The organism is Pseudomonas lactis (assembly GCF_001439845.1).
Classification (GTDB): domain Bacteria; phylum Pseudomonadota; class Gammaproteobacteria; order Pseudomonadales; family Pseudomonadaceae; genus Aquipseudomonas; species Aquipseudomonas lactis.
Map to the genome: position 1 here is coordinate 30,293 of NZ_JYLO01000009.1, position 17,690 is coordinate 47,982.

General features: G+C 64.9%; 21 protein-coding genes. All 21 read left to right on the forward strand.

Translation table 11 applies throughout. From position 1 onward, the window contains the following. The first annotated feature begins 9 nt into the window (after positions 1 to 9). Positions 10 to 570, forward strand: a complete 561-nt coding sequence (locus TX24_RS16235; RefSeq protein ID WP_003821054.1) for a DUF2857 domain-containing protein — start codon at positions 10 to 12, stop codon at positions 568 to 570. Positions 571 to 572: 2 nt separating this feature from the next. Then, positions 573 to 1,835, forward strand: coding sequence for an STY4528 family pathogenicity island replication protein (locus tag TX24_RS16240; RefSeq protein WP_003821055.1), 1,263 nt, complete (start codon positions 573 to 575; stop codon positions 1,833 to 1,835). A gap of 315 nt (positions 1,836 to 2,150) precedes the next feature. Next, positions 2,151 to 2,924 carry a PFL_4669 family integrating conjugative element protein gene (locus TX24_RS16245; RefSeq protein ID WP_003821056.1) on the forward strand — a complete coding sequence of 258 codons (774 nt, stop codon included), beginning with the start codon at positions 2,151 to 2,153 and terminating at the stop codon, positions 2,922 to 2,924. Beyond that, complete coding sequence (locus TX24_RS16250) at positions 2,921 to 3,448, forward strand: DUF3158 family protein (protein ID WP_003821057.1); 528 nt, start codon at positions 2,921 to 2,923, stop codon at positions 3,446 to 3,448. The genes TX24_RS16245 and TX24_RS16250 overlap by 4 nt, the downstream gene beginning before the upstream one ends. 73 nt (positions 3,449 to 3,521) lie before the next feature. Continuing rightward, entirely contained in the window at positions 3,522 to 3,974 is a 453-nt protein-coding gene (locus TX24_RS16255; protein ID WP_003821059.1) for a single-stranded DNA-binding protein, read from the forward strand. A 274-nt stretch (positions 3,975 to 4,248) separates the two neighbouring features. Continuing rightward, positions 4,249 to 6,273 carry a DNA topoisomerase III gene (locus TX24_RS16260; RefSeq protein WP_003821061.1) on the forward strand — a complete coding sequence of 675 codons (2,025 nt, stop codon included), beginning with the start codon at positions 4,249 to 4,251 and terminating at the stop codon, positions 6,271 to 6,273. 537 nt (positions 6,274 to 6,810) lie between these two features. Further along, positions 6,811 to 8,409 (forward strand): DNA cytosine methyltransferase, encoded by a 1,599-nt coding sequence (locus tag TX24_RS16265; protein ID WP_003821062.1) that lies wholly within the window; start codon positions 6,811 to 6,813, stop codon positions 8,407 to 8,409. A gap of 243 nt (positions 8,410 to 8,652) precedes the next feature. Then, entirely contained in the window at positions 8,653 to 9,210 is a 558-nt protein-coding gene (locus tag TX24_RS16270; RefSeq protein ID WP_033470935.1) for a hypothetical protein, read from the forward strand. A 330-nt stretch (positions 9,211 to 9,540) separates the two neighbouring features. Beyond that, positions 9,541 to 9,765 (forward strand): hypothetical protein, encoded by a 225-nt coding sequence (locus TX24_RS16275; RefSeq protein ID WP_033470933.1) that lies wholly within the window; start codon positions 9,541 to 9,543, stop codon positions 9,763 to 9,765. A 22-nt stretch (positions 9,766 to 9,787) separates the two neighbouring features. Further along, the gene (locus TX24_RS16280; RefSeq protein WP_003821065.1) at positions 9,788 to 10,180 is read left to right on the forward strand and encodes a hypothetical protein; all 393 of its coding nucleotides are present in this window, start codon (positions 9,788 to 9,790) and stop codon (positions 10,178 to 10,180) included. A 143-nt stretch (positions 10,181 to 10,323) separates the two neighbouring features. After that, positions 10,324 to 11,010, forward strand: a complete 687-nt coding sequence (locus TX24_RS16285; RefSeq protein WP_003821066.1) for a hypothetical protein — start codon at positions 10,324 to 10,326, stop codon at positions 11,008 to 11,010. A gap of 80 nt (positions 11,011 to 11,090) precedes the next feature. Next, positions 11,091 to 11,828, forward strand: a complete 738-nt coding sequence (locus tag TX24_RS16290) for a DUF5983 family protein (protein WP_003821067.1) — start codon at positions 11,091 to 11,093, stop codon at positions 11,826 to 11,828. Positions 11,829 to 11,922: 94 nt separating this feature from the next. After that, on the forward strand, positions 11,923 to 12,201 hold the full coding sequence (locus TX24_RS16295; RefSeq protein ID WP_003821068.1) for a hypothetical protein: 279 nt from the start codon (positions 11,923 to 11,925) through the stop codon (positions 12,199 to 12,201). 284 nt (positions 12,202 to 12,485) lie between these two features. After that, positions 12,486 to 13,289 carry a hypothetical protein gene (locus tag TX24_RS16300; protein WP_003821069.1) on the forward strand — a complete coding sequence of 268 codons (804 nt, stop codon included), beginning with the start codon at positions 12,486 to 12,488 and terminating at the stop codon, positions 13,287 to 13,289. A gap of 78 nt (positions 13,290 to 13,367) precedes the next feature. Continuing rightward, entirely contained in the window at positions 13,368 to 13,721 is a 354-nt protein-coding gene (locus tag TX24_RS16305; RefSeq protein WP_003821070.1) for a DUF3085 domain-containing protein, read from the forward strand. A gap of 361 nt (positions 13,722 to 14,082) precedes the next feature. Then, the gene (locus tag TX24_RS16310) at positions 14,083 to 15,000 is read left to right on the forward strand and encodes a DUF3577 domain-containing protein (protein WP_031692692.1); all 918 of its coding nucleotides are present in this window, start codon (positions 14,083 to 14,085) and stop codon (positions 14,998 to 15,000) included. 57 nt (positions 15,001 to 15,057) lie between these two features. After that, positions 15,058 to 15,747: a DUF3275 family protein gene (locus TX24_RS16315; protein ID WP_003821074.1), complete on the forward strand. Its 690-nt coding sequence runs from the start codon at positions 15,058 to 15,060 to the stop codon at positions 15,745 to 15,747. Between the two features lie 94 nt (positions 15,748 to 15,841). Continuing rightward, complete coding sequence (locus TX24_RS16320) at positions 15,842 to 16,165, forward strand: hypothetical protein (protein WP_003821078.1); 324 nt, start codon at positions 15,842 to 15,844, stop codon at positions 16,163 to 16,165. A 100-nt stretch (positions 16,166 to 16,265) separates the two neighbouring features. After that, on the forward strand, positions 16,266 to 16,673 hold the full coding sequence (locus tag TX24_RS16325; RefSeq protein ID WP_003821084.1) for a hypothetical protein: 408 nt from the start codon (positions 16,266 to 16,268) through the stop codon (positions 16,671 to 16,673). 16 nt (positions 16,674 to 16,689) lie between these two features. Beyond that, a complete protein-coding gene (locus tag TX24_RS16330) occupies positions 16,690 to 16,950 on the forward strand; it encodes a hypothetical protein (RefSeq protein WP_003821086.1) in 261 nt (86 codons plus the stop codon). Positions 16,951 to 17,026: 76 nt separating this feature from the next. Continuing rightward, positions 17,027 to 17,677, forward strand: coding sequence for a hypothetical protein (locus TX24_RS16335; RefSeq protein ID WP_003821087.1), 651 nt, complete (start codon positions 17,027 to 17,029; stop codon positions 17,675 to 17,677). The last annotated feature ends 13 nt before the right edge of the window (positions 17,678 to 17,690 follow it).

The following is a 17,690-nucleotide window of genomic DNA, read 5'->3' on the forward strand; positions in this document are numbered from 1 at the left end:
GAGACCAGCATGTCCGCACCACACCCACTCAACCAGGCCGTCATCGCCCAGGCCCTCTATGACCTGCGCAATGGGCAACTGCGCCGCTGCAAGCTGATGGGGTTTGGCGAGGAAGAGCTGGACGCCCTCAAGCATCCCGCGCTGATCAGCGTGCTGGCCAACGCCAACGTCTCGTGGTGCTCGGTGACGGTCAACCGCGAAGTGCTCCGGCGTCTGCTCAGGCAGGCGCAGGATGTGGAGAAGGAGATCGCCACGGTCGATCGCATGCTGCGCCTCGGCGCGAGCACCGAAATGGTCAGCCGCTTCTACGGCCTGACCCACCAGGAAGTGGCGCTTCGCCGCGAAATCCTCGGCCTGCCCAAGCGCAAGGGTCGCCATCCCGTGCTGGACGAGAAGCAGGACACGGAGCTGTGGCGGCAATGGAAGGCCGTGACCAGCAGCAGGAACGTCGATCTCGAAGACGAAACCTCCATCCTCGATGCCGCCATGGACCTCGCCGAAGGCATGTCGCTGCCTCTGTCGGTGGTCTGGGCTTCGATCAAGAGCTGGGTCGATCAAGGATTGGGTTAACCATGGCCGTGGACGACACCGCACCACGTCGTGGCCCCATCGCACTCGCAGACCTGTTCGACGCTGCGCTGAAAGACCTTGTGCCCAAGCCCAACGCCGACGCGCCCCCGCCCACACCTACACCTGTCGCGATGCCCACTGGTCCGGCGTCTGGCGATGCCTTCCTGTTCAGCGGCAACCGGCACGAGACCGTACCGCGACGGCTGTTCCTCGACCGCCGCCTGACGCCGCTGGAGCGCAATGCCTGGCAGGTCTTCCGGCTGATGCTCAACGACGATGGCGTGACGGCGTTCCCGACGTATGAACAGCTTCGGCCCTGGCTGGCGTCGATGCCCTGCGCCGGGCAAGCCTCGCACGAAACCGTGGCGCGAGCACTGACGCTGCTGCGGCTGACTCGATGGCTGAGCCTGGTGCGGCGACGGCGCGACGCCAAGACCGGCCGCATCCTCGGCAACCTCTATGTCCTGCACGACGAGCCGCTGACCCCCTTTGAAGCGATGCAGCTCGACCCGGACTACCTGCAACTCGTCAGCCAAGCGCTCGGCCATTCGGCCAAAGCCGTGCAGATCGTAGGCCTGCACACCCTCAAGGAAATCGGCGAAGACCCGATGCTGGCCGGGCGCACCCTGCCATCGAGGCTGCAAGTCCTGGCCGAACGCCTCGCCAGCCAGGGCGTCGGGGCGCACGAAAGTTATCCACAGGAGGACGCCACGCACGAATCCGAAGAAGGGGCGACGAGCCTTCTTCGGAATCCTGACGATCCCACTTCGGAATCCGAAGCAGGGTCGAAACCCGCGCCAGACGCCTCTCTTCGGAATCCGAAGCAGGCCCGTACAGTACGTAGTAGTCGTATTAATGAAGTACGTACTACCGCGCAGGCACAAGCGCATGCGCGCGCGCTGGGCGACCTGCAATGGCCCAAACGCTTCGCGGAACTGAAGGCAGAGCAGCAGACAGGTGCGAGGGTGGCACTACAGCAGGTCGATGCTGCGCTGAGGCAGGCCGTGCTGGACGAATGGGCTGCACGATGCAGCAACCATGGCATCCGCAATCCTGCAGGGTATCTGTTCGGCATCATCCAGCGGGCCATCCATGGCGAGTTCAACGCCTGGGCCAAGAAGGACGCGCCATCGGCGCCCGTTGCGCCGAACGAGCGGCCGCCACCACCAGCACCGCCACCATCCCAGCCGCAGGGCAAGCCTGTGCCGCCAGAAGTCGCCAGGCAGCACATCGAGCGGCTGCGCAACCTGCTCGCCAGCAAGTGAGCGGGCCTGCAAGGTGGTGAAGTGGATGCCGGTGGCTTCCAGTAGAGCTATCCCCTGGGGATAGTTCCACTGACGGCTACACGTCGAACCGCTGCACGCCAGGCCTCGATCGCCTGCAGCGGGATCGGCCTTGTTCGCGCTGATCCGGGTGTGCAGCGTTCCTTGGCGCTCCATGGCGCTATCCCCAGGGGATAGATCGCGACGCATGCACCCACCGCGCCGTGAACCGGGGACGGGCGGGTTTCGGTTTGTTGACTGACTGCCTTCCGCTACCTGCCGAAGCTGTCCGCTCTTTTCCAACAACGAGCGGACACCATGGCAACCACCAACGAACCCCTGCAACTGAATCTCGGCTCCTTGCGCAGCGCGATGTCGCTGACGCTGCACACGCACCACGCCTCGCGCATCTGGCACGGCCGCGCCGCCGCCGAAGGGCGACCGGGCATCGTCGGCCTGAACGGCTACATCGCCCAGATGAACAAGATGCGGCGCGGCTCGGAGCAGGACGACCCGTACAGCGACTTCTGGATGCTCCGCATCGAGGACAAGCTCGACCAGACCAAGGCCACGCTGCAATCGCTGCGCGAACAGGTGGACCAGGCCCTGGCGAGCGTGCCGCCGGCACTCACCCTGGGCGAAAACCTCAACGTCCAGCCGGTCAAGCTGCCGCTGTTCGTCAATGCGCAGCTCGGCTTTGCCGCCGTGTACCTGCTCGCCGACTACGACGATATCGCCCGCAAGCTGATCCTCGCGCACCACACCGCGCTGATCGATCGCTCGACGCTCGAACGCTGGCTCAACGAAGGCGCGCATGCACTGCGCAGCCTGTTCTCGCTGGCCCAGCAGTACCGCTACTCGGGCTGCACCCGCGACGACTTCGCCGCCAAGAATGCCGCAGCGCGGGCGGCGTTGGAAAAGTTCGGCGAGATGCCGCCGGACGTGCTGGAGGGCACGCGCCGCTCGAAGTTCGCGCCGCCCATCATGCGCCGTGGCCTGCAGCAGCGCGGTGACGGTCCTGCCGCAGCCGCATCGCCCAGCGACGAGGCCGCCGCCCCCGAAGCGACGGCCGGCGAGGACGCGCAGGCATGAGCGACCCAAACCGCGACACCCGCTACTTCCGCCCTCTGCAACAGACAGCCTTCATGCAGTTGGAACACGCAGCCTCTCAAAAAGGCCTTTTAAAGCCCTTTAAGGGTAAAGGGGACTTGGAGGCCTGGGCCAGCCAGTGCTTCGCCATGCGCGACGAGTTGATTGGCTTGGCGCAGCGACAGGTGCTGCAACAAGCCCTCGGGCATCCCTTCCACCTGCTCCCCATCGAACTGGCCCAGCAGACAACTGGCGCAGGCACGGCGTTTCTTCGCTGGCGCAAGCACGACCGCTCGGCCATGGGCGTGGCACTGTGGCAGGAGCTGATGGCGAGTACCAGCACGCCGGTCAACCTGCTGGCCGACTTGCACGCCATCGAGCTGCAGCGCATCACGCTGAACATGCAGATCAGCCTGTTGCACACCTTGGGCAGGCTGGCCCAGGAGTGTGCCAGCAAGGCCACCGAGGCGGAAGACGCTTACCTGCGTCGGCTCAAGTCCATCCCACCCGCACTGCGCGATCAGTGATCGCGCCGGGCAACCCAGCACGCGCTCGTCACCGACCAGGTGCGGGTATTTCAACCACCACGGAGATTGCAACATGAGTACGCATTTTTCTGGCGAGGGCAACATCGGCTCGCCCCCCGAGTACCGGGAGTTCCCCAACGGCAACGACGAGCCCAGCCGCCTTCTGCGCCTGAACGTCTATTTCGACAACCCCATTCCCAAGAAGGATGGCACCTTCGAGGATCGCGGCGGCTTCTGGGCGCCGGTGGAAATCTGGCACCGCGACGCCGCGCACTGGAAGGACCTCTACCAGAAGGGCATGCGCGTGCTGGTCGTCGGCCGGATGGAGCGCGAACCTTGGACGGACAACGAGGATCAGCCGCGCGAGACCTGGCAGATCAACGCGCGCAGCGTCGGCATCCTGCCGTTCCGCATCGAGTCCGTAGCCCTCAGCCCCAGGCAGCAAGAGGCCGCGCAGGATGCGCAGCCGAAACCCCCGGCCGCCCAGGAACCGACCGCGCCGAAGGAGCCGAAGCGCAGGAAGTGATCCGGCATGGGGCGGTGGCAGTCGTCCGTCGCCCCCATGCCCTCGCGAGCTATCCCCAGGGGATAGCTCCATCAACGTCCACCGGCGTCCGTGCGCTCCAAAAAATCGCGGCTCCCGGCCCGCACATCCCCGGCCGAACGCCACTCCCGTCCCCGCCATCCCATCCCGTAAAAGTGGTCGCCACCGCATGCGGCTTGTTTGCTGCTGCCCTTGGTGGTGTTCGGCATCCTCGATTCCCGCAACTCAATGAACCATGGAAATCGGATGGACTGACATGCGGCTGTTCTTGTGCGAGAAGCCCTCCCAGGGCAAAGACATTGGCCGGATTCTCGGCGCGACGCAGCGCGGTGAAGGCTGTCTCAGCGGCTCCGGCGTCACCGTCACCTGGTGCATTGGCCATCTCGTAGAAGCAGCAGCTCCCGAGGTCTATGACGCGGCGCTCAAGCGCTGGTCGCTGGAGCAGTTGCCCATCGTTCCCCAGCAGTGGCGGGTCGAGGTCAAACCGAAGACCGCCACGCAATTCAAGGTCGTCAAAGCGCTTCTGGCGAAGGCGACCCATTTGGTCATCGCCACCGATGCCGACCGCGAGGGAGAGCTGATCGCCCGCGAGATCATCGACCTGTGCGGTTACCGCGGCCCCATCGAACGGCTGTGGTTGTCGGCGCTCAACGATGCGTCGATCCGCACCGCGCTCGGCAAGTTGCGGCCCTCATCCGACACGCTGCCGATGTACTACTCGGCGCTTGCGCGCTCACGCGCCGACTGGCTCGTGGGCATGAACCTCAGCCGGTTGTTCACGGTGCTCGGGCGTCAGGCCGGCTACGACGGCGTGCTGTCCGTCGGGCGCGTGCAGACGCCGACCCTGAAGCTCGTCGTGGACCGCGACCGCGAGATCGCGGCCTTCAAGTCGGTGCCGTTCTGGGCCATCGACGTGTCCCTGTCTGCGGGTGGACAGGCTTTCAGCGCGCAGTGGGTTCCGCCCGATGGCTGCACCGACGACGCTGGCCGCTGCCTGCAACAGCCGGTTGCCCAGCAAGCCGCGCAACAGATCCGCGCTGCGGGTAGCGCTCAGGTGGTGTTTGTCGAGACCGAACACATGCGTGAAGGCCCGCCGCTGCTGTTCGACCTGGGCACCTTGCAGGAGGTCTGTTCCAAACAGCTTGGGCTGGATGTTCAAGAAACCCTGGAGATCGCCCAGTCCCTGTACGAGACCCACAAGGCCACTACGTACCCGCGTTCCGATTCAGGCTACCTGCCCGAAAGCATGTTTGCCGAGGTGCCCACTGTTCTGGACAGCCTGCTCAAGACCGATCCCTCGCTGCGCCCGATCATGGGCCAGCTCGACCGCTCCCAGCGCTCGCGCGCCTGGAACGACGGCAAAGTGACGGCGCACCATGGCATCATTCCCACCTTGGAACCCGCGAACCTCTCGGCCATGAGCGAGAAGGAACTGGCGGTGTACCGGCTGATCCGCGCGCACTACCTGGCGCAGTTCCTCCCTCACCACGAGTTCGACCGCACTGTCGCCAAGCTGTCCTGCGACCAGCAGAAGCTGGTGGCCACCGGAAAACAGGTGATCGTCAAGGGCTGGCGCCTGGTGCTGGCCGAGCCGCAAGCGGACGAGGACGGTGAAGCCACGGCACGCAGCCAGGTACTCCCCGTGCTGCGCGAAGGCATGGCGTGTCAGGTGACCGAGGCCGAGATCAAGGCGCTCAAGACGATGCCGCCCAAGCCTTACACGCAGGGCGAGCTGGTCAAATCCATGAAGGGGGTCGCCAAGCTGGTGACGGACCCGCGCCTGAAGCAGAAGCTCAAGGATACGGTCGGCATCGGCACAGAGGCCACGCGGGCCAACATCATCAGCGGGTTGATCGCCCGCAGCTACCTTGTGAAGAAAGGACGCTCCATTCGCGCATCGGATGCAGCGTTCACCCTGATCGACGCCGTACCCGCGGCGATTGCAGACCCCGGCACGACGGCAGTGTGGGAACAGGCGCTCGACATGATCGAGGCTGGTCAGCTCACCCTGGATGTGTTTATCGGCAAGCAGGCCGCATGGATTTCGCAACTGATCGCGCAGTACGGCAGCACCTCGCTGTCCATCAAGGTTCCCCAGGGACCCGCTTGCCCGCAGTGCGGCGCACCCACGCGCCAGCGCACCGGCAAGACCGGCCCCTTCTGGTCGTGCAGTCGCTACCCCGACTGCAAAGGTACGCTGCCGGTCGAATCCGGCGCGTCCAAACGCGGAGCCTCGCGATCTCTACGCCTTTATGGCAGTAGCGGCCGCAAAGGCTCTTGACCGACCCCGTTCCCCGAGAGCCGTGTCCGCCATCGGCGGCGTGGCCCATGTCCCGCACGCCCTGCGGGACGCCCAGCGCGCAACGCCTTCTCTTGTCCGTGTGCGCGTCCCGCCCGGCCGTCCCCGGCCGCGGGACCTGAAGGTAGCTTCTCCACGAACCATGTCCGGGGTTTCCCGGCGCGTTCTACTGATCTGCATTTTTCCGCTTCTGCGAAGGGTCCCCCGATGGCTTGCCCGCCTGCGAGCCACCCGGAGACCCTTCGTGGTCAGCGGTATTCGATGCCGTGCCCAACGGCGAAAAACTGGGCTCCTTTTGTGCGCGGATGTGCGCCAGAAGATGCCGGCGCCAACCACGACATGCGCCGGGTGCGATTGCTTGATGAGCAGCCGGTTCTAGCGACAACCGGGCCTGCAACAGCCCACGGGTGGTTCTGTCATCCCGAGCCGGAGGCCACTGGGCCTTCGGCGCCTTTCTCCTGCCGATCAACGTCCCGGCCCGGCCACACAGTCCAAGGCCACACAAACAGGAGACCCGACATGAACCCGCAACCTCGCCCCCCACGCGGTGTGCCCCAAACCGCGCCACTGCTGTACGGCAGCGTGTGCAGCGGCATTGAGGCCGTGAGCCTCGCCTGGCAACCTCTCGGCCTCGAAGCCGCATGGTTCGCCGAGATCGAGCCGTTCCCGAGCGCCGTGCTCGCCCACCGTTACCCCCGCGTGCCCAATCTGGGCGACATGACCGCGATCGCCCGCCAGGTGCGTGCCGGCACTGTGCCAGCGCCCGACATCCTGGTCGGCGGCACGCCGTGCCAGTCGTTCAGCGTTGCAGGTAGCCGTCGCGGGCTGGATGACCCGCGCGGTGCCCTTTCCCTTGCCTATGTGGAGCTTGCCAATGCCATCGACCAAACCCGCCAACAAGACAGCCGCCCGGCGGCCACGCTCGTCTGGGAAAACGTCCCAGGCGTACTCAACGACCGCAGCAATGCCTTCGGGCATTTCCTGGGCGCACTGGCCGGAGAAAGCCGTGCGCTCCAGCCGCCAGGGGAAAAATGGGCGTACGCTGGTTGTGTGTCTGGACCCCGCCGCCGCATCGCCTGGCGCGTGCTCGATGCTCAATATTTCGGTGTCGCCCAACGCCGCAAGCGTGTGTTTCTTGTGGCAAGTGGTGGAGATGACCTCGATCCCGCAGAAGTACTTTTTGAGCGCGCAGGCCTGCTCGGGGATTCTTGTGCGGGCAGCGCGCCGTGGCAAGAAGCTGCCTGCACTGCTGAACCTAGTGTTGACCCAGCAGACGGATATGCAGGACTGAAGCAGCCCTGCGGCAAGGTCACGACGACGTTTGGGTTCAGCAATGGGCGTGGCCCGACCGATCTTGCAGCCAGTTTGATGGCTGGCGGCCCGAAGCACGACATCTGCACCGAGACCTACTTGGTGCAATCCGTCGCAGGCAACATCAGCCACACCCTCGACACCGCCAACAACGGCAAGGGCAGCAGCGAGGACGGCACCGGCAAGGGTGTTCCGATCATCGCCTTCATCGCGCAGGGCAGCGGCGCCGATGCCACGCTCGACCTGACACCGACGTTGCGCGCTGGCGGCCATTGCAACAGCCATGCGAACGCCGGGGTCGTGCCCGCCATCGCGTTCGCGCAGAACAACCGCGGTGAAGTGCGCTTCGAGTCGGGCCATGGCCAGGTCGCTTGCACCGTGCTGTCCAACGGCAAGCCGGGCTACGGCGTACCTATGGTGGCCTGCGTGTCTCTGCACGGCCGCGAGCAGGGTCTTGCCGCCGAGCTGGGCGGCAGCGTAGCGGGCGCACTGCGCACCAGCGGCGGCGGCGCGGACAAGCCCTATGTCCTGGCTCCCGACTTCGAGGCGCATTTCCGCTACGACTGGAACGACCCTGGCCCCGGCGACTGGTCGCATTGGCGGGTGCGGCGGCTGATGCCCGTGGAGTGCGAGCGGCTGCAAGGCATGCCCGACGACTACACGCTGATCCCGTACCGCGGCAAGCCCGCTGCAGATGCTCCGCGCTACAAGGCGATCGGCAACTCCATGGCCGTCCCGTGCATGGCGTGGCTGGGCCAGCGCCTGGTGCAGTACCTGCACAAGACGGGCTCGACCGCTTCGGATTGATCGGCGACGCAGCCTGCGGGCCACTCCATTCTCCCTCTTGCATTGCCGATGGTTCGGCAACAGCCCGTAGCCAGGGTGTCAAGGCTGCCGCGGGTTTCACCCACGCCACCCGCCAGTTCGCCTCGGCATCTCACCGGCGAACGCTGCCCACTGGGCATCGATGCCTCATTTCTCCAACCCACGGGATGGCCGCCACGTCCCGTCAGGAGCATGTCGCCACCCGGTCGATCTCAGGACTTCCCCATGGACAACATCACCAAGCAAGACCGCATTACGCTGAAGAACCTCAAGGTGGCCGACTTCGCCAGCGAGGAAACACTGTGCTTCAACGCAACCGTCGTGTTCGACGGTACTCCCATCGCCGAGGCCCGCAACGACGGCCACGGTGGCTCGACGTTCCTCCACGCGCTCAACGGCAAGGCGGGGCTACTGGCGCAGGCCGAAGCCTTCGCCAAGGGCCTGCCGCCTGCGCCGCTTGACCTCGGCCACGAGAGTGAAGACCCTCACTACATCGACATGACGCTCGACTTCCTGGTCGATGAGCTGGCCGACGCCATGCACGCGGAACGCAAGGTGCGAGCCGCATTCAACCGCGACATCGGCAACAAGGTGCTGTTCATCAAGGAAGGCAAACTGCTGTTTATCAAGGGCATCAAGCTCAAAGCCATCGCCGACCGGAAGGCGTACTTCGCTTCGCTGCGCGCCCGGCAGGCCCAGCCCATCGTCATCCTGGCCGAGCTTCCACCCGAGCAGGCATTCGATTTGTGGAAGCAGTATGTCCTGGGCGACAAGCCCGACTGACCCAGCGTCACCGCACCCTCCTGACAGCCCCGCACTCGATGCGGGGCTTCTTTCTTTCGGTCCCCATCAATCGGGTCTGGGCTGGATGCCATTTTCCAACTGACGCAGCGCGGTCCGCGCACGAAGCTGCCCGCATGTTCGCTGATTCGTCAGCACATGCCAGCAGCCAGGGTTTTAGGCTGTCGCGGGTCTCTCCCGCGTTACCCACCAGTCCGCATCGCATCAAGTCTGCGGACGCGCGTCCTCGTGACGTCGATGCCTTTTATCAACCGCGTGCGGGAGCCGCCATCCCGTGAGGGACGAGGCCCCGCTTTTCCAAGGAGCCTATCCATGTCCCAGCAAGCCTCTTTCGGCCAAACCTTCGGGCAATTGGCCTCGACCTACTGCGGCAAGTTCCTGCCGCTCGAAGTCCTGCAAAGCGCCGCCGGCCACTACATCGGCACGCGCGATACCGAAGGCCCCGTTTCGCGGGAATCCCGCGAGTACTTCCGCAGCTATGCCGCGGCTCAACGTGCCCTCGAAAGAGGCGGCTGGTCCCAGCTCGCCGTTCCTTGATCCAAACTGGAGGAATCACGTCATGAACCAGCTACTGCCGCGGGAAGTCGTCGATCAGATCATGCGGGAAGAACAGCATTTCGCCGCCGCGCCTCAAGCCTTTTTCGAGGCATGGAAGCGTGGCGTCGAGATTGCTGGCCCCGAGTGGTTCGGCGACGGCACCCGTGAAGGTCTGAACCAGGCCAAGAGCAAGTGGGATCTGCGTCCCAACATGCTGCGGCTCAACGACGCCCTCGGCGTCCTGAGCAGCGGCGAACGCATGTTCCTGTCTGCCATGGTCAGCTTCTACAACGCGCGTGAGGGCGGTGCCATGCTCAAGCGCTGCCACTTCCACGGGCTGTCGGACTTCGACGGTCTCGACCTGCAACGCCGCAAGGTCATCGCCGACCTGCTCGTGAACTACAACGGTTGGTGAGCCGGTCTCCGGCACACCACTGTCTTTCGTTCCCCCCGAGAGGGACATGCGCCCAAAAGGCCATGTCCCTCAATTTCTTCTCCATCACCCTGCGGATGCCATCGTCCGCATGGGCTGGCTCCGCTTTCTCGAAAGGAGCCACCATGGCGAACAACTACTACGAAGGCACGGGCGTTCTCGTGCTGGAGCGTGTCACCCCCGTCATCAAGGCGCTGTTCGGCGCCTTCGCGCTGAACGAAGGCCATCCCGGCAACGGGCAGGCCTACATCGCCCAGATCGCCGAGACCAATGATCCGCGCTGGACGGATGTGCTGGACGGCCTGGAAGACCTGGCCGCACAACTCGGCATCCCCATGCCCGACGACGAAGAGTTGTCGATTCCACCTCTGCTCGAACGGCTGGCCGCGCACTTCGGTGCCGAGCAGGACGCGGAGCTGGAGAACCTGATCGAGCACCACAAGTTCGAGGACAGCGCCGACCTGGAAGCCTTGCTTCTGATCGCTTCCTGCTTCGATGACGGCCATCGCCTGACCGCCATCCAGTTCGAAGGCTGCTGGCATTGCAGCAGGCCGAGGCTGTTCGAGTTCGGCGGCAACGGCTGCTACCTGAGCCGCGAGGTCCAGGTCTTCAGAACGTCCTCGCAGGCGCTCCAACTCGGCGACCAACTGCGCAAGACGATCCTGTCCGCCGACATCGAAGAGGCCTCGGCATTGATCGCGCTGGAGGCCGCCAACCTGCTCGCAGGCATCAACGACGAGCAGTTCCGCCTGAATGTGCGCCGTCGCGTCGCCGACCGACTGGCCCAGATGCCAACGATCAGCGCCGCCTGACGCATTTTCCATTTTCAACCCACCGGGTCCAATTCCCGGTGGCGGGAATTGGCTCCATTATTCAATCTGGAGAGTTCCCAATGTCCCAGAAACCCAATCCCTTTCACCGTGGCTACTGGAATCTGAAAATCGTCCGCACGCTGTGCATCAGCTACGAGGACGGAAGCCCGCATGTCTGGCGCAACATCCACGCGAGCCAGCAACACCTCTCCGACGAGGAACTGGTTTCATCGTCCTGCATCGTCGCCAACGATTTCGCCGTGGTCAGCGATGGCCGCGAAGCCGTGAACGCCGAGGTACTGGCCGAATGCGATGCCGGTGAAGGCGTCAGCGGCGAAGGTGTGATCGGTGCCGTGGTCTATGCCATCCATGGCGAGGACTTCGACGGCCGCCCAGTCCACGTCGGTGACGCCTATTCGGCCGAGGCCGCGCGGGAAGCGATGCAGCGCCTGAGTTTCGAGACCGGCTACTACAGCCGGTGCTGGGAAATCAGCCGTGAGCACATCACGGTCGATAGCTGGCACTACCTCGCCGGCCTGGCGGACATCGCCACGCCGGAGGCCATGTTGTTCATCGCCTTCCGTGTGCCGTACAGCCCGGCGATCGGCGTCAAGCTGATTTCCACGCCCTGGACGGACCAGAACCTGGAGCACGCCGAGGGCATCACCGCCGAGCAGCTTCGACAGGAGCACCGGAACAAGGGCATGCCGGACGACCTGGCGAACATCCTTGAACTGGCTGGCCAGGCCGATGTGCGCATCCTCATCCTCGATGCAGACGCACCCGCGTTGCTGGGCCTGCCGCTGGCCGAGGGCTAGCAGCCGCGCGACACGCGGGTCTTCCTCTTTGTCCCCTCATGCCAGCCCGTCTCCCCCAAGAGTCGGGCTGGTCCATTTTCATAGGAGCAACCTCATGTTCCCCAACCTCATTTCGCGCGCACCGGACTTCGAGCACCAGCTCGGAGCCTGCGTCAACGCCATGAGCCAGGACGACGCCATCGGCCAGATCCTGGTATTCGAGCGCACGCACGGCACGCTGCACATGCGCCATATCGCCGGCGCCGACTTGGTGGACACCGACATTGACGACTACGAGATGGTCGTCTTCGACGGTGGCAACACCGGCGGCGACACGTGGAAGCATGTGTTCTTCCCGCGTCAGCGCGAACACTACTTCGTGTACCAAGCCTGATCCAACCAGCCCCTTTCGAGGGGCCTTTTTCTTGTCCCCAGCGCGGGAAACCGGGTGCGGCGCAGTGCCGTTTCATGCGGGCGGGTAGCCCGGCCCAGGGCCATCCTTGCCCCCATGTTCGTCGGCGTTGCCGACACATGCCCAGGCAGCCGAGACCTTCGAGGCTGCAAGCACGGGAAACCGCGCTGGTTGTTTCTTCCTACGGACGCACCGCGTCCATCCACCCACAAGGGACCTCTCCCTTGCGGGCGGGGAATCCCTTGTTCTTCCTCAAGGAGATTCCCATGGACCGTTCCCTCATCAAATCCATGATGCCTTCGCTTGTCGCAGGCCATGTGCCCCGCAACGTGCGGTCGTTCAAGTATCGCGTGTTCGATGATCAGCCGCAGTCCTCGACGCTGGGCTTCGCCATCGACCCCCAGCCCTTCGACGGCAAGGTGGTCGCGGCCAGCGACGACGCCATCGTCGTCAAGCTCAAGCCCAGCGAGTTCGCGGTGCTCGACCCCCACCTGGTGACCACCCTTCCCAGCGAAGGCGCCAAGGTGCATGTCCAACCGTATGCCCGCCGCCGCTTCGACGGCCTGCGCGCGGACACCCCGGAAGTAATCACCGAGAAGACCGCGGACGGTGTTCCCTACACCATCACCAGGCACATCCTCGGCTCCGCGCCTGCCAAGCTGCCCATCCCCGAGCCGCAGTGCATGGAACTGGGACAGCTCATCCAGCAGTTGGAGGAAATGCCGGCTCCCGATGGGTTCCGGCGCATCACCCACATGCTGGTCGATGCGGGTGCCCGCGACTTCACCTGGGTCGATCCGAAGCCGTCCAAGATCATCGAGACACCCCCGGCGATCAGCTTCTCGGTTTCGACCTCGAAGTTCGAGGGCCAGGTGACGATCCTCTACGACCGCGGCGGCGACACCTACGCGGTGGAACTGAGCCGCGACGGCGAACTGGTCGATCGGCACGACGAGGTGTATTTCGACATGCTCGGTGAAGTGCTGGAGCGGCTTATCGACGACGGGCACTGGCGTCTGATCGACGTGAGCGTCATCGACGCCAAGGCAACCAAGCGGCGCTACGGCTGACCGCAGCCTACCGGCGACTTGCCCCCATAGGCCTTCCATCCATTCGGGTGGAGGGCCTTTTTCTTCAGGAGATCAACCATGTCACTGCGATTCAAAGGTTCCGACCTGCGCCCCGTGCTGGCCGAGGCCGTTGCCAACCAATGCCGCGTCGTCCTCGCCAAGGACCAGGGCGTGTACTTCCTCGCCGAGCAGGGAGAGCGCCGTCCCGATGGCCGCGTGAAGCTGCTGGCCTATGCCGTCGGCTGCAACCCGGATACCGACCCGTTTGACGGCTGGTGGGAACTGGCGCGTGCCGAGCTGGGTGGCGACGACTTCGGCGAGTTCTTCGATCCGAAGGAAGGCGTCTTCGCCCGCATCCTGCGCGGCATGGACGATCTGATGCTATCCGCCACCACGACGCACCTGTCGCTGGAGGTGGTGCCATCGATGTAGTGCGAATACCACTGTCCCCTCACGGCCCCCTTCATGGGGGCTTCTTTTTTTGCGGCGCTGGCGGCATGGACAAAGGGAAGCGTCCGGATGCCGATTGATTACTGCCGCGCGCGCGAAGCCCGTCCATGCTGCCCCCATGCCTGCTGACGTTGTCAGCGACATGCCAGGCAACCATCGGTCTTCGAGGTTGCCGCGCAGTTTCCACTGCGTGACCGAGCCAGCTCGCACCGCATCCATCCGCGAGCGGCCACCAGTCCTGGTGGCGGATGCTTTCGCCTTATCAACCCACCGCGGGGTTACGCACCTTTCCCCGCATGCGTGGGGCCGGTGTGTCTCCGCTTCATCCCAATGGAGATTCACCATGAGCACCACGTCCAACGAGAAATCGTATTTCGACCTCCACACCTCGGGCATCGGCTACATCCAGCGTGTCCGCGAGGTTCCCGTCCGGGGCGGCCGCCGTGCGCAGCCCTTCCTGGCATGCACCATCGCCGCGCTGGTCGGCTCCGCCAAGGACCCCAGCTACCGCTACTTCGACGTCAAGGTCTCGGGTGCCGAGGCCAAGAAACTGGTCGAGCGCTACATCGGCGTTGACGATCCCAAGCAGCGGCCGCTGGTGCGCTTCCGCCTCGGCGACCTCTGGGGCGATGCGTACATCCGCGACAAGGGTGAGCACAAGGGCCAGGCCGCCGCGTCTCTGAAGGCGCGACTGCTGAAGGCCGAGCCGCTTGACCGGGCCGAACTGGCTTCGATCAAGCTGCACGAGCTGATCACCCGCGGCATCGGCTACCTCAGCCGCCCGAAGGACGTCTCCCCCAAGGATGGCGATCCGTTCCTGTCGTGCTGCGTCGCGGCGCTGGCCGGACCTGTCGGTGAACCGGAATATCGGTACTTCGACACCATCGTCGCCACCCCTGAAGCCGAGCACCTGGTTCGCCGGTGCGTGCAGGCCATCGAAGGGGACCGCAAGGTGCTGATCGCCTTCCGTCTGAACGACATGAAGATCGATCCGTACATCCGCACCAAGGGCGAGCGCGCCGGGGAACCGGGAGCGAGCCTGGAATCGACGCTGGTCCACATCGGTCTCATCAAGATCGACGGCACCCAGGTCTATCCGACGAGCCAGGCGCAAGCCGAGGCGCCGCAAGCCGAGGACGCACCCGCGCCCGAAGCCGAGGTTGCCGCCGACACCGCTGCCGACCAGCCTGTCGAGCCCGCCGTGCGCGAGCCCGCAGGTGAAGTCGAGGAGCAGGAGCCGGCATTGGCTGCTTCGTTCTGATCCGGCATGGCCCCTCACGGGGCCTTGCCTTTTTCCTATTCCCCAAGGAGAACCATCATGGCAGTCACATCGGCGCCCGACCAATCGGGTTCGCCCATCACCGTCCCAGGCCAACTCACGCTGCGCACGATCCGCGGAAGAAACGGCCCTTTCAACGTCGGCCGACTTGTCACCCCCATCGGCAAGTTCGCGGTGAAGGATGCGGAGCTGGAGCAGTACCCCGAAGGCAAGTACGACGGGGAGTTCGTCATCCGCTACATCTTCCCGAAGTCCTATCCCGTCGGCGACGGCATGCGGTTCGAGATCCGTGCCAACCTGGACGGGATGACGCTCAACGGCATCGACAAACTGAGCCGTGACGAGGCACGCAGCTTCACCACCCAGGAAGTCGATCCGCTCGATGAAGAACTGGGCGCGCAGCCTGCGTCAACGCCGGCCAAGCCCGCCAAGGCATCCAGACCCGCCAAGCCCGCATCCGTGCAGGCGTCCGCGGACCCGCTGATCGATACCACGCCTTTTGGTGTGGATGCCCCGCCGCCCGCTGCGGCTGCTGCCCCCGGCAGCACCGAAGATGGCGACGCCGCGCTGTTCGGGCTGCTCTGGCCGCTGGGAGAGTCCGTGAAACTGGATTCGACCATCGACCGCCGCACCCTGCGCGCGCAGATCGCCCGCCTGGGTGAACTGGGCTACGCGCTGGACTTCAAGACGCAGGAGTGGAGCCGCCAGGCCGAACTGCAACCTGCGTGATCGCAGACGCCGCATCCGCGGTGTTCTTGATCCATCCGCCGGGGTTCCTTCCCCATGCGGGGGAGGCTCCGACTTTCTTCTGGAGGTCTCCATCATGTCCACCATCGCTTGCGATGCACCTCATTGCACGCTGGACGAACCCGCGTGGCGCGCTGTCTGCAAGACGGCCGCCGAGCACGCCCAGCGTGGTTGCGGCCTGTCCTGGGATCACTGGGTCACGCTTTTCAGTTCGGAGATCGACGCGCAAGCCAGTCGGTTGCCGGAAACCCAGCGGGCTCAGGCCCTGGAAATCGCGACCCAGGAATGGGACTACGCAACCCCTGCCGAACGGCAGGAAACGCAGGAGTGGAACGCTGCGAACGGCTACTGCTCCCATGGCATCGAACTGGGCTACTGCCCAGCCGGTTGCGGCTCCTAGTCCGCACCGGACTCCATCGCCGCACGCGCGGCATTCCATCACCCGCTGGGGGCTCTCCCCCACGGGGAGGCCTCCGGCTCGATTCTTCAGGAGGCCTTTCATGGGCTGGTATTTCTCCCCCCAATCGCGGTCTGAACTGATCGCGGAACTGATCGCACCGCAAGAGACCGAGCGCGCCAGCGTCAAGGTCATCGCCCACGCGCTGCGCGGCAACGTCCTGTGGTCCGTCACGGAAGTGACGGCCAAGGTCGAAGGCGTGCATCGTCATCTGGCGCCAGGCCAATCCCTGCGCTACATCCGCTGCGATCTTCTCGAACGCAGCGGCGACCAGTGGGGCTACAAGCCACTGGACGAGTCCATGCACCCGTACTACTACACGTGCCCGCTGTCCTATCTGGACCTCGCACCAGAGCAGTCCGCCGACTGGCGTGCAGGCGTTCGCGCCTACCACGCGCGGCGGCGCACACCCACGGCACCTGCGGCACCCACCGCAGCGCTGATGGCCTGAGCCAGGAGGAACCGACATGGACCCGATCCTGGCTGCGCTTCCGCCCTCGCTGTTGAAGCTCGTTGAAGGGAGTTTGTCCAACGACGAAGTTTCTTCCGACGAGGAAATGCTGGAGTACTTCATCAGCAACGGCCTCACCGAGGCACAGGCACGGCAGGCACTGACCCACCGCGACCAGTACCTCAACAACATCTACCTGGAGGGCTTCACGCCAATCACTTCGGTAGATGAGGCGCTTCACTTCAACCCGCACACCCGGCAGTTCGAGCCGGACTGAGCGGCTTTCTTCCACCCCCTGGGGCAGTACTTGCCCCAGCGGGCGGTGCTGTTCCCGTTCATCCGAGGACACCACCATGCCCGAAAACACTTCTTCCACCACGCTGTATCGCATCGACGAATGCTCCGACGTGATGGCCGATGCTTGCGTCGGCGATGACCAGGGCAATCTGATCTTCCTGTCGATCTGGGCGCGCGACACCGCCGTCCAGCAGTTCCTCGCTCGTCTGACCCTCGGGCGCGACGAACAGGGCCTGGACCAGTTCCACGTCATCACCGACCAGGGCGGCAGCGTCCCGGTGTTCGTCAGCAACGTCGATCGTCTGGAAAAGCGCATGACCCGCGCCTACCGGCGAACGCTGTTCGGTTCGCTGTCCAACGTGTGGCTGTTCGACCGCCGCTGCGTCAAGCCCGACAAGGCCAACGCCAGCGCACTGGCATTGCTGCCCAAGGGCAGCGCCCACCGGCTTGACCGCCTGTGGATGCTGGTGCGGGACACCTGCCCACTGCCGCTGCTCGACCACTGGCGCGAAACCGTGCTGGAGCTGCTACAGACCCGCGAGATGCTGGCCCGTCTTCCGTTCGCCCTCGGGTCGCTGGAAGGCCATCGGCTCGCCATCGACGTGCCGGCGCTGACCCTGGCGCTGGGCTCCCTGATCCGCAGTGACGTGCTCACCGCCTATCCGTATCCGGCCAAGATTTGGACGCCGGAAGCGGTAGCGGCTTGACCCGCCCGCGAGA

Excerpts from the sequence above, each read along its gene's own strand:
- TX24_RS16235 (WP_003821054.1), top strand. The coding sequence starts at position 10 with ATGTCCGCACCACACCCACTCAACCAGGCCGTCATCGCCCAGGCCCTC.
- TX24_RS16240 (WP_003821055.1), top strand. The coding sequence starts at position 573 with ATGGCCGTGGACGACACCGCACCACGTCGTGGCCCCATCGCACTCGCA.
- TX24_RS16245 (WP_003821056.1), top strand. The coding sequence starts at position 2,151 with ATGGCAACCACCAACGAACCCCTGCAACTGAATCTCGGCTCCTTGCGC.
- TX24_RS16250 (WP_003821057.1), top strand. The coding sequence starts at position 2,921 with ATGAGCGACCCAAACCGCGACACCCGCTACTTCCGCCCTCTGCAACAG.
- TX24_RS16255 (WP_003821059.1), top strand. The coding sequence starts at position 3,522 with ATGAGTACGCATTTTTCTGGCGAGGGCAACATCGGCTCGCCCCCCGAG.
- TX24_RS16260 (WP_003821061.1), top strand. The coding sequence starts at position 4,249 with ATGCGGCTGTTCTTGTGCGAGAAGCCCTCCCAGGGCAAAGACATTGGC.
- TX24_RS16265 (WP_003821062.1), top strand. The coding sequence starts at position 6,811 with ATGAACCCGCAACCTCGCCCCCCACGCGGTGTGCCCCAAACCGCGCCA.
- TX24_RS16270 (WP_033470935.1), top strand. The coding sequence starts at position 8,653 with ATGGACAACATCACCAAGCAAGACCGCATTACGCTGAAGAACCTCAAG.
- TX24_RS16275 (WP_033470933.1), top strand. The coding sequence starts at position 9,541 with ATGTCCCAGCAAGCCTCTTTCGGCCAAACCTTCGGGCAATTGGCCTCG.
- TX24_RS16280 (WP_003821065.1), top strand. The coding sequence starts at position 9,788 with ATGAACCAGCTACTGCCGCGGGAAGTCGTCGATCAGATCATGCGGGAA.
- TX24_RS16285 (WP_003821066.1), top strand. The coding sequence starts at position 10,324 with ATGGCGAACAACTACTACGAAGGCACGGGCGTTCTCGTGCTGGAGCGT.
- TX24_RS16290 (WP_003821067.1), top strand. The coding sequence starts at position 11,091 with ATGTCCCAGAAACCCAATCCCTTTCACCGTGGCTACTGGAATCTGAAA.
- TX24_RS16295 (WP_003821068.1), top strand. The coding sequence starts at position 11,923 with ATGTTCCCCAACCTCATTTCGCGCGCACCGGACTTCGAGCACCAGCTC.
- TX24_RS16300 (WP_003821069.1), top strand. The coding sequence starts at position 12,486 with ATGGACCGTTCCCTCATCAAATCCATGATGCCTTCGCTTGTCGCAGGC.
- TX24_RS16305 (WP_003821070.1), top strand. The coding sequence starts at position 13,368 with ATGTCACTGCGATTCAAAGGTTCCGACCTGCGCCCCGTGCTGGCCGAG.
- TX24_RS16310 (WP_031692692.1), top strand. The coding sequence starts at position 14,083 with ATGAGCACCACGTCCAACGAGAAATCGTATTTCGACCTCCACACCTCG.
- TX24_RS16315 (WP_003821074.1), top strand. The coding sequence starts at position 15,058 with ATGGCAGTCACATCGGCGCCCGACCAATCGGGTTCGCCCATCACCGTC.
- TX24_RS16320 (WP_003821078.1), top strand. The coding sequence starts at position 15,842 with ATGTCCACCATCGCTTGCGATGCACCTCATTGCACGCTGGACGAACCC.
- TX24_RS16325 (WP_003821084.1), top strand. The coding sequence starts at position 16,266 with ATGGGCTGGTATTTCTCCCCCCAATCGCGGTCTGAACTGATCGCGGAA.
- TX24_RS16330 (WP_003821086.1), top strand. The coding sequence starts at position 16,690 with ATGGACCCGATCCTGGCTGCGCTTCCGCCCTCGCTGTTGAAGCTCGTT.
- TX24_RS16335 (WP_003821087.1), top strand. The coding sequence starts at position 17,027 with ATGCCCGAAAACACTTCTTCCACCACGCTGTATCGCATCGACGAATGC.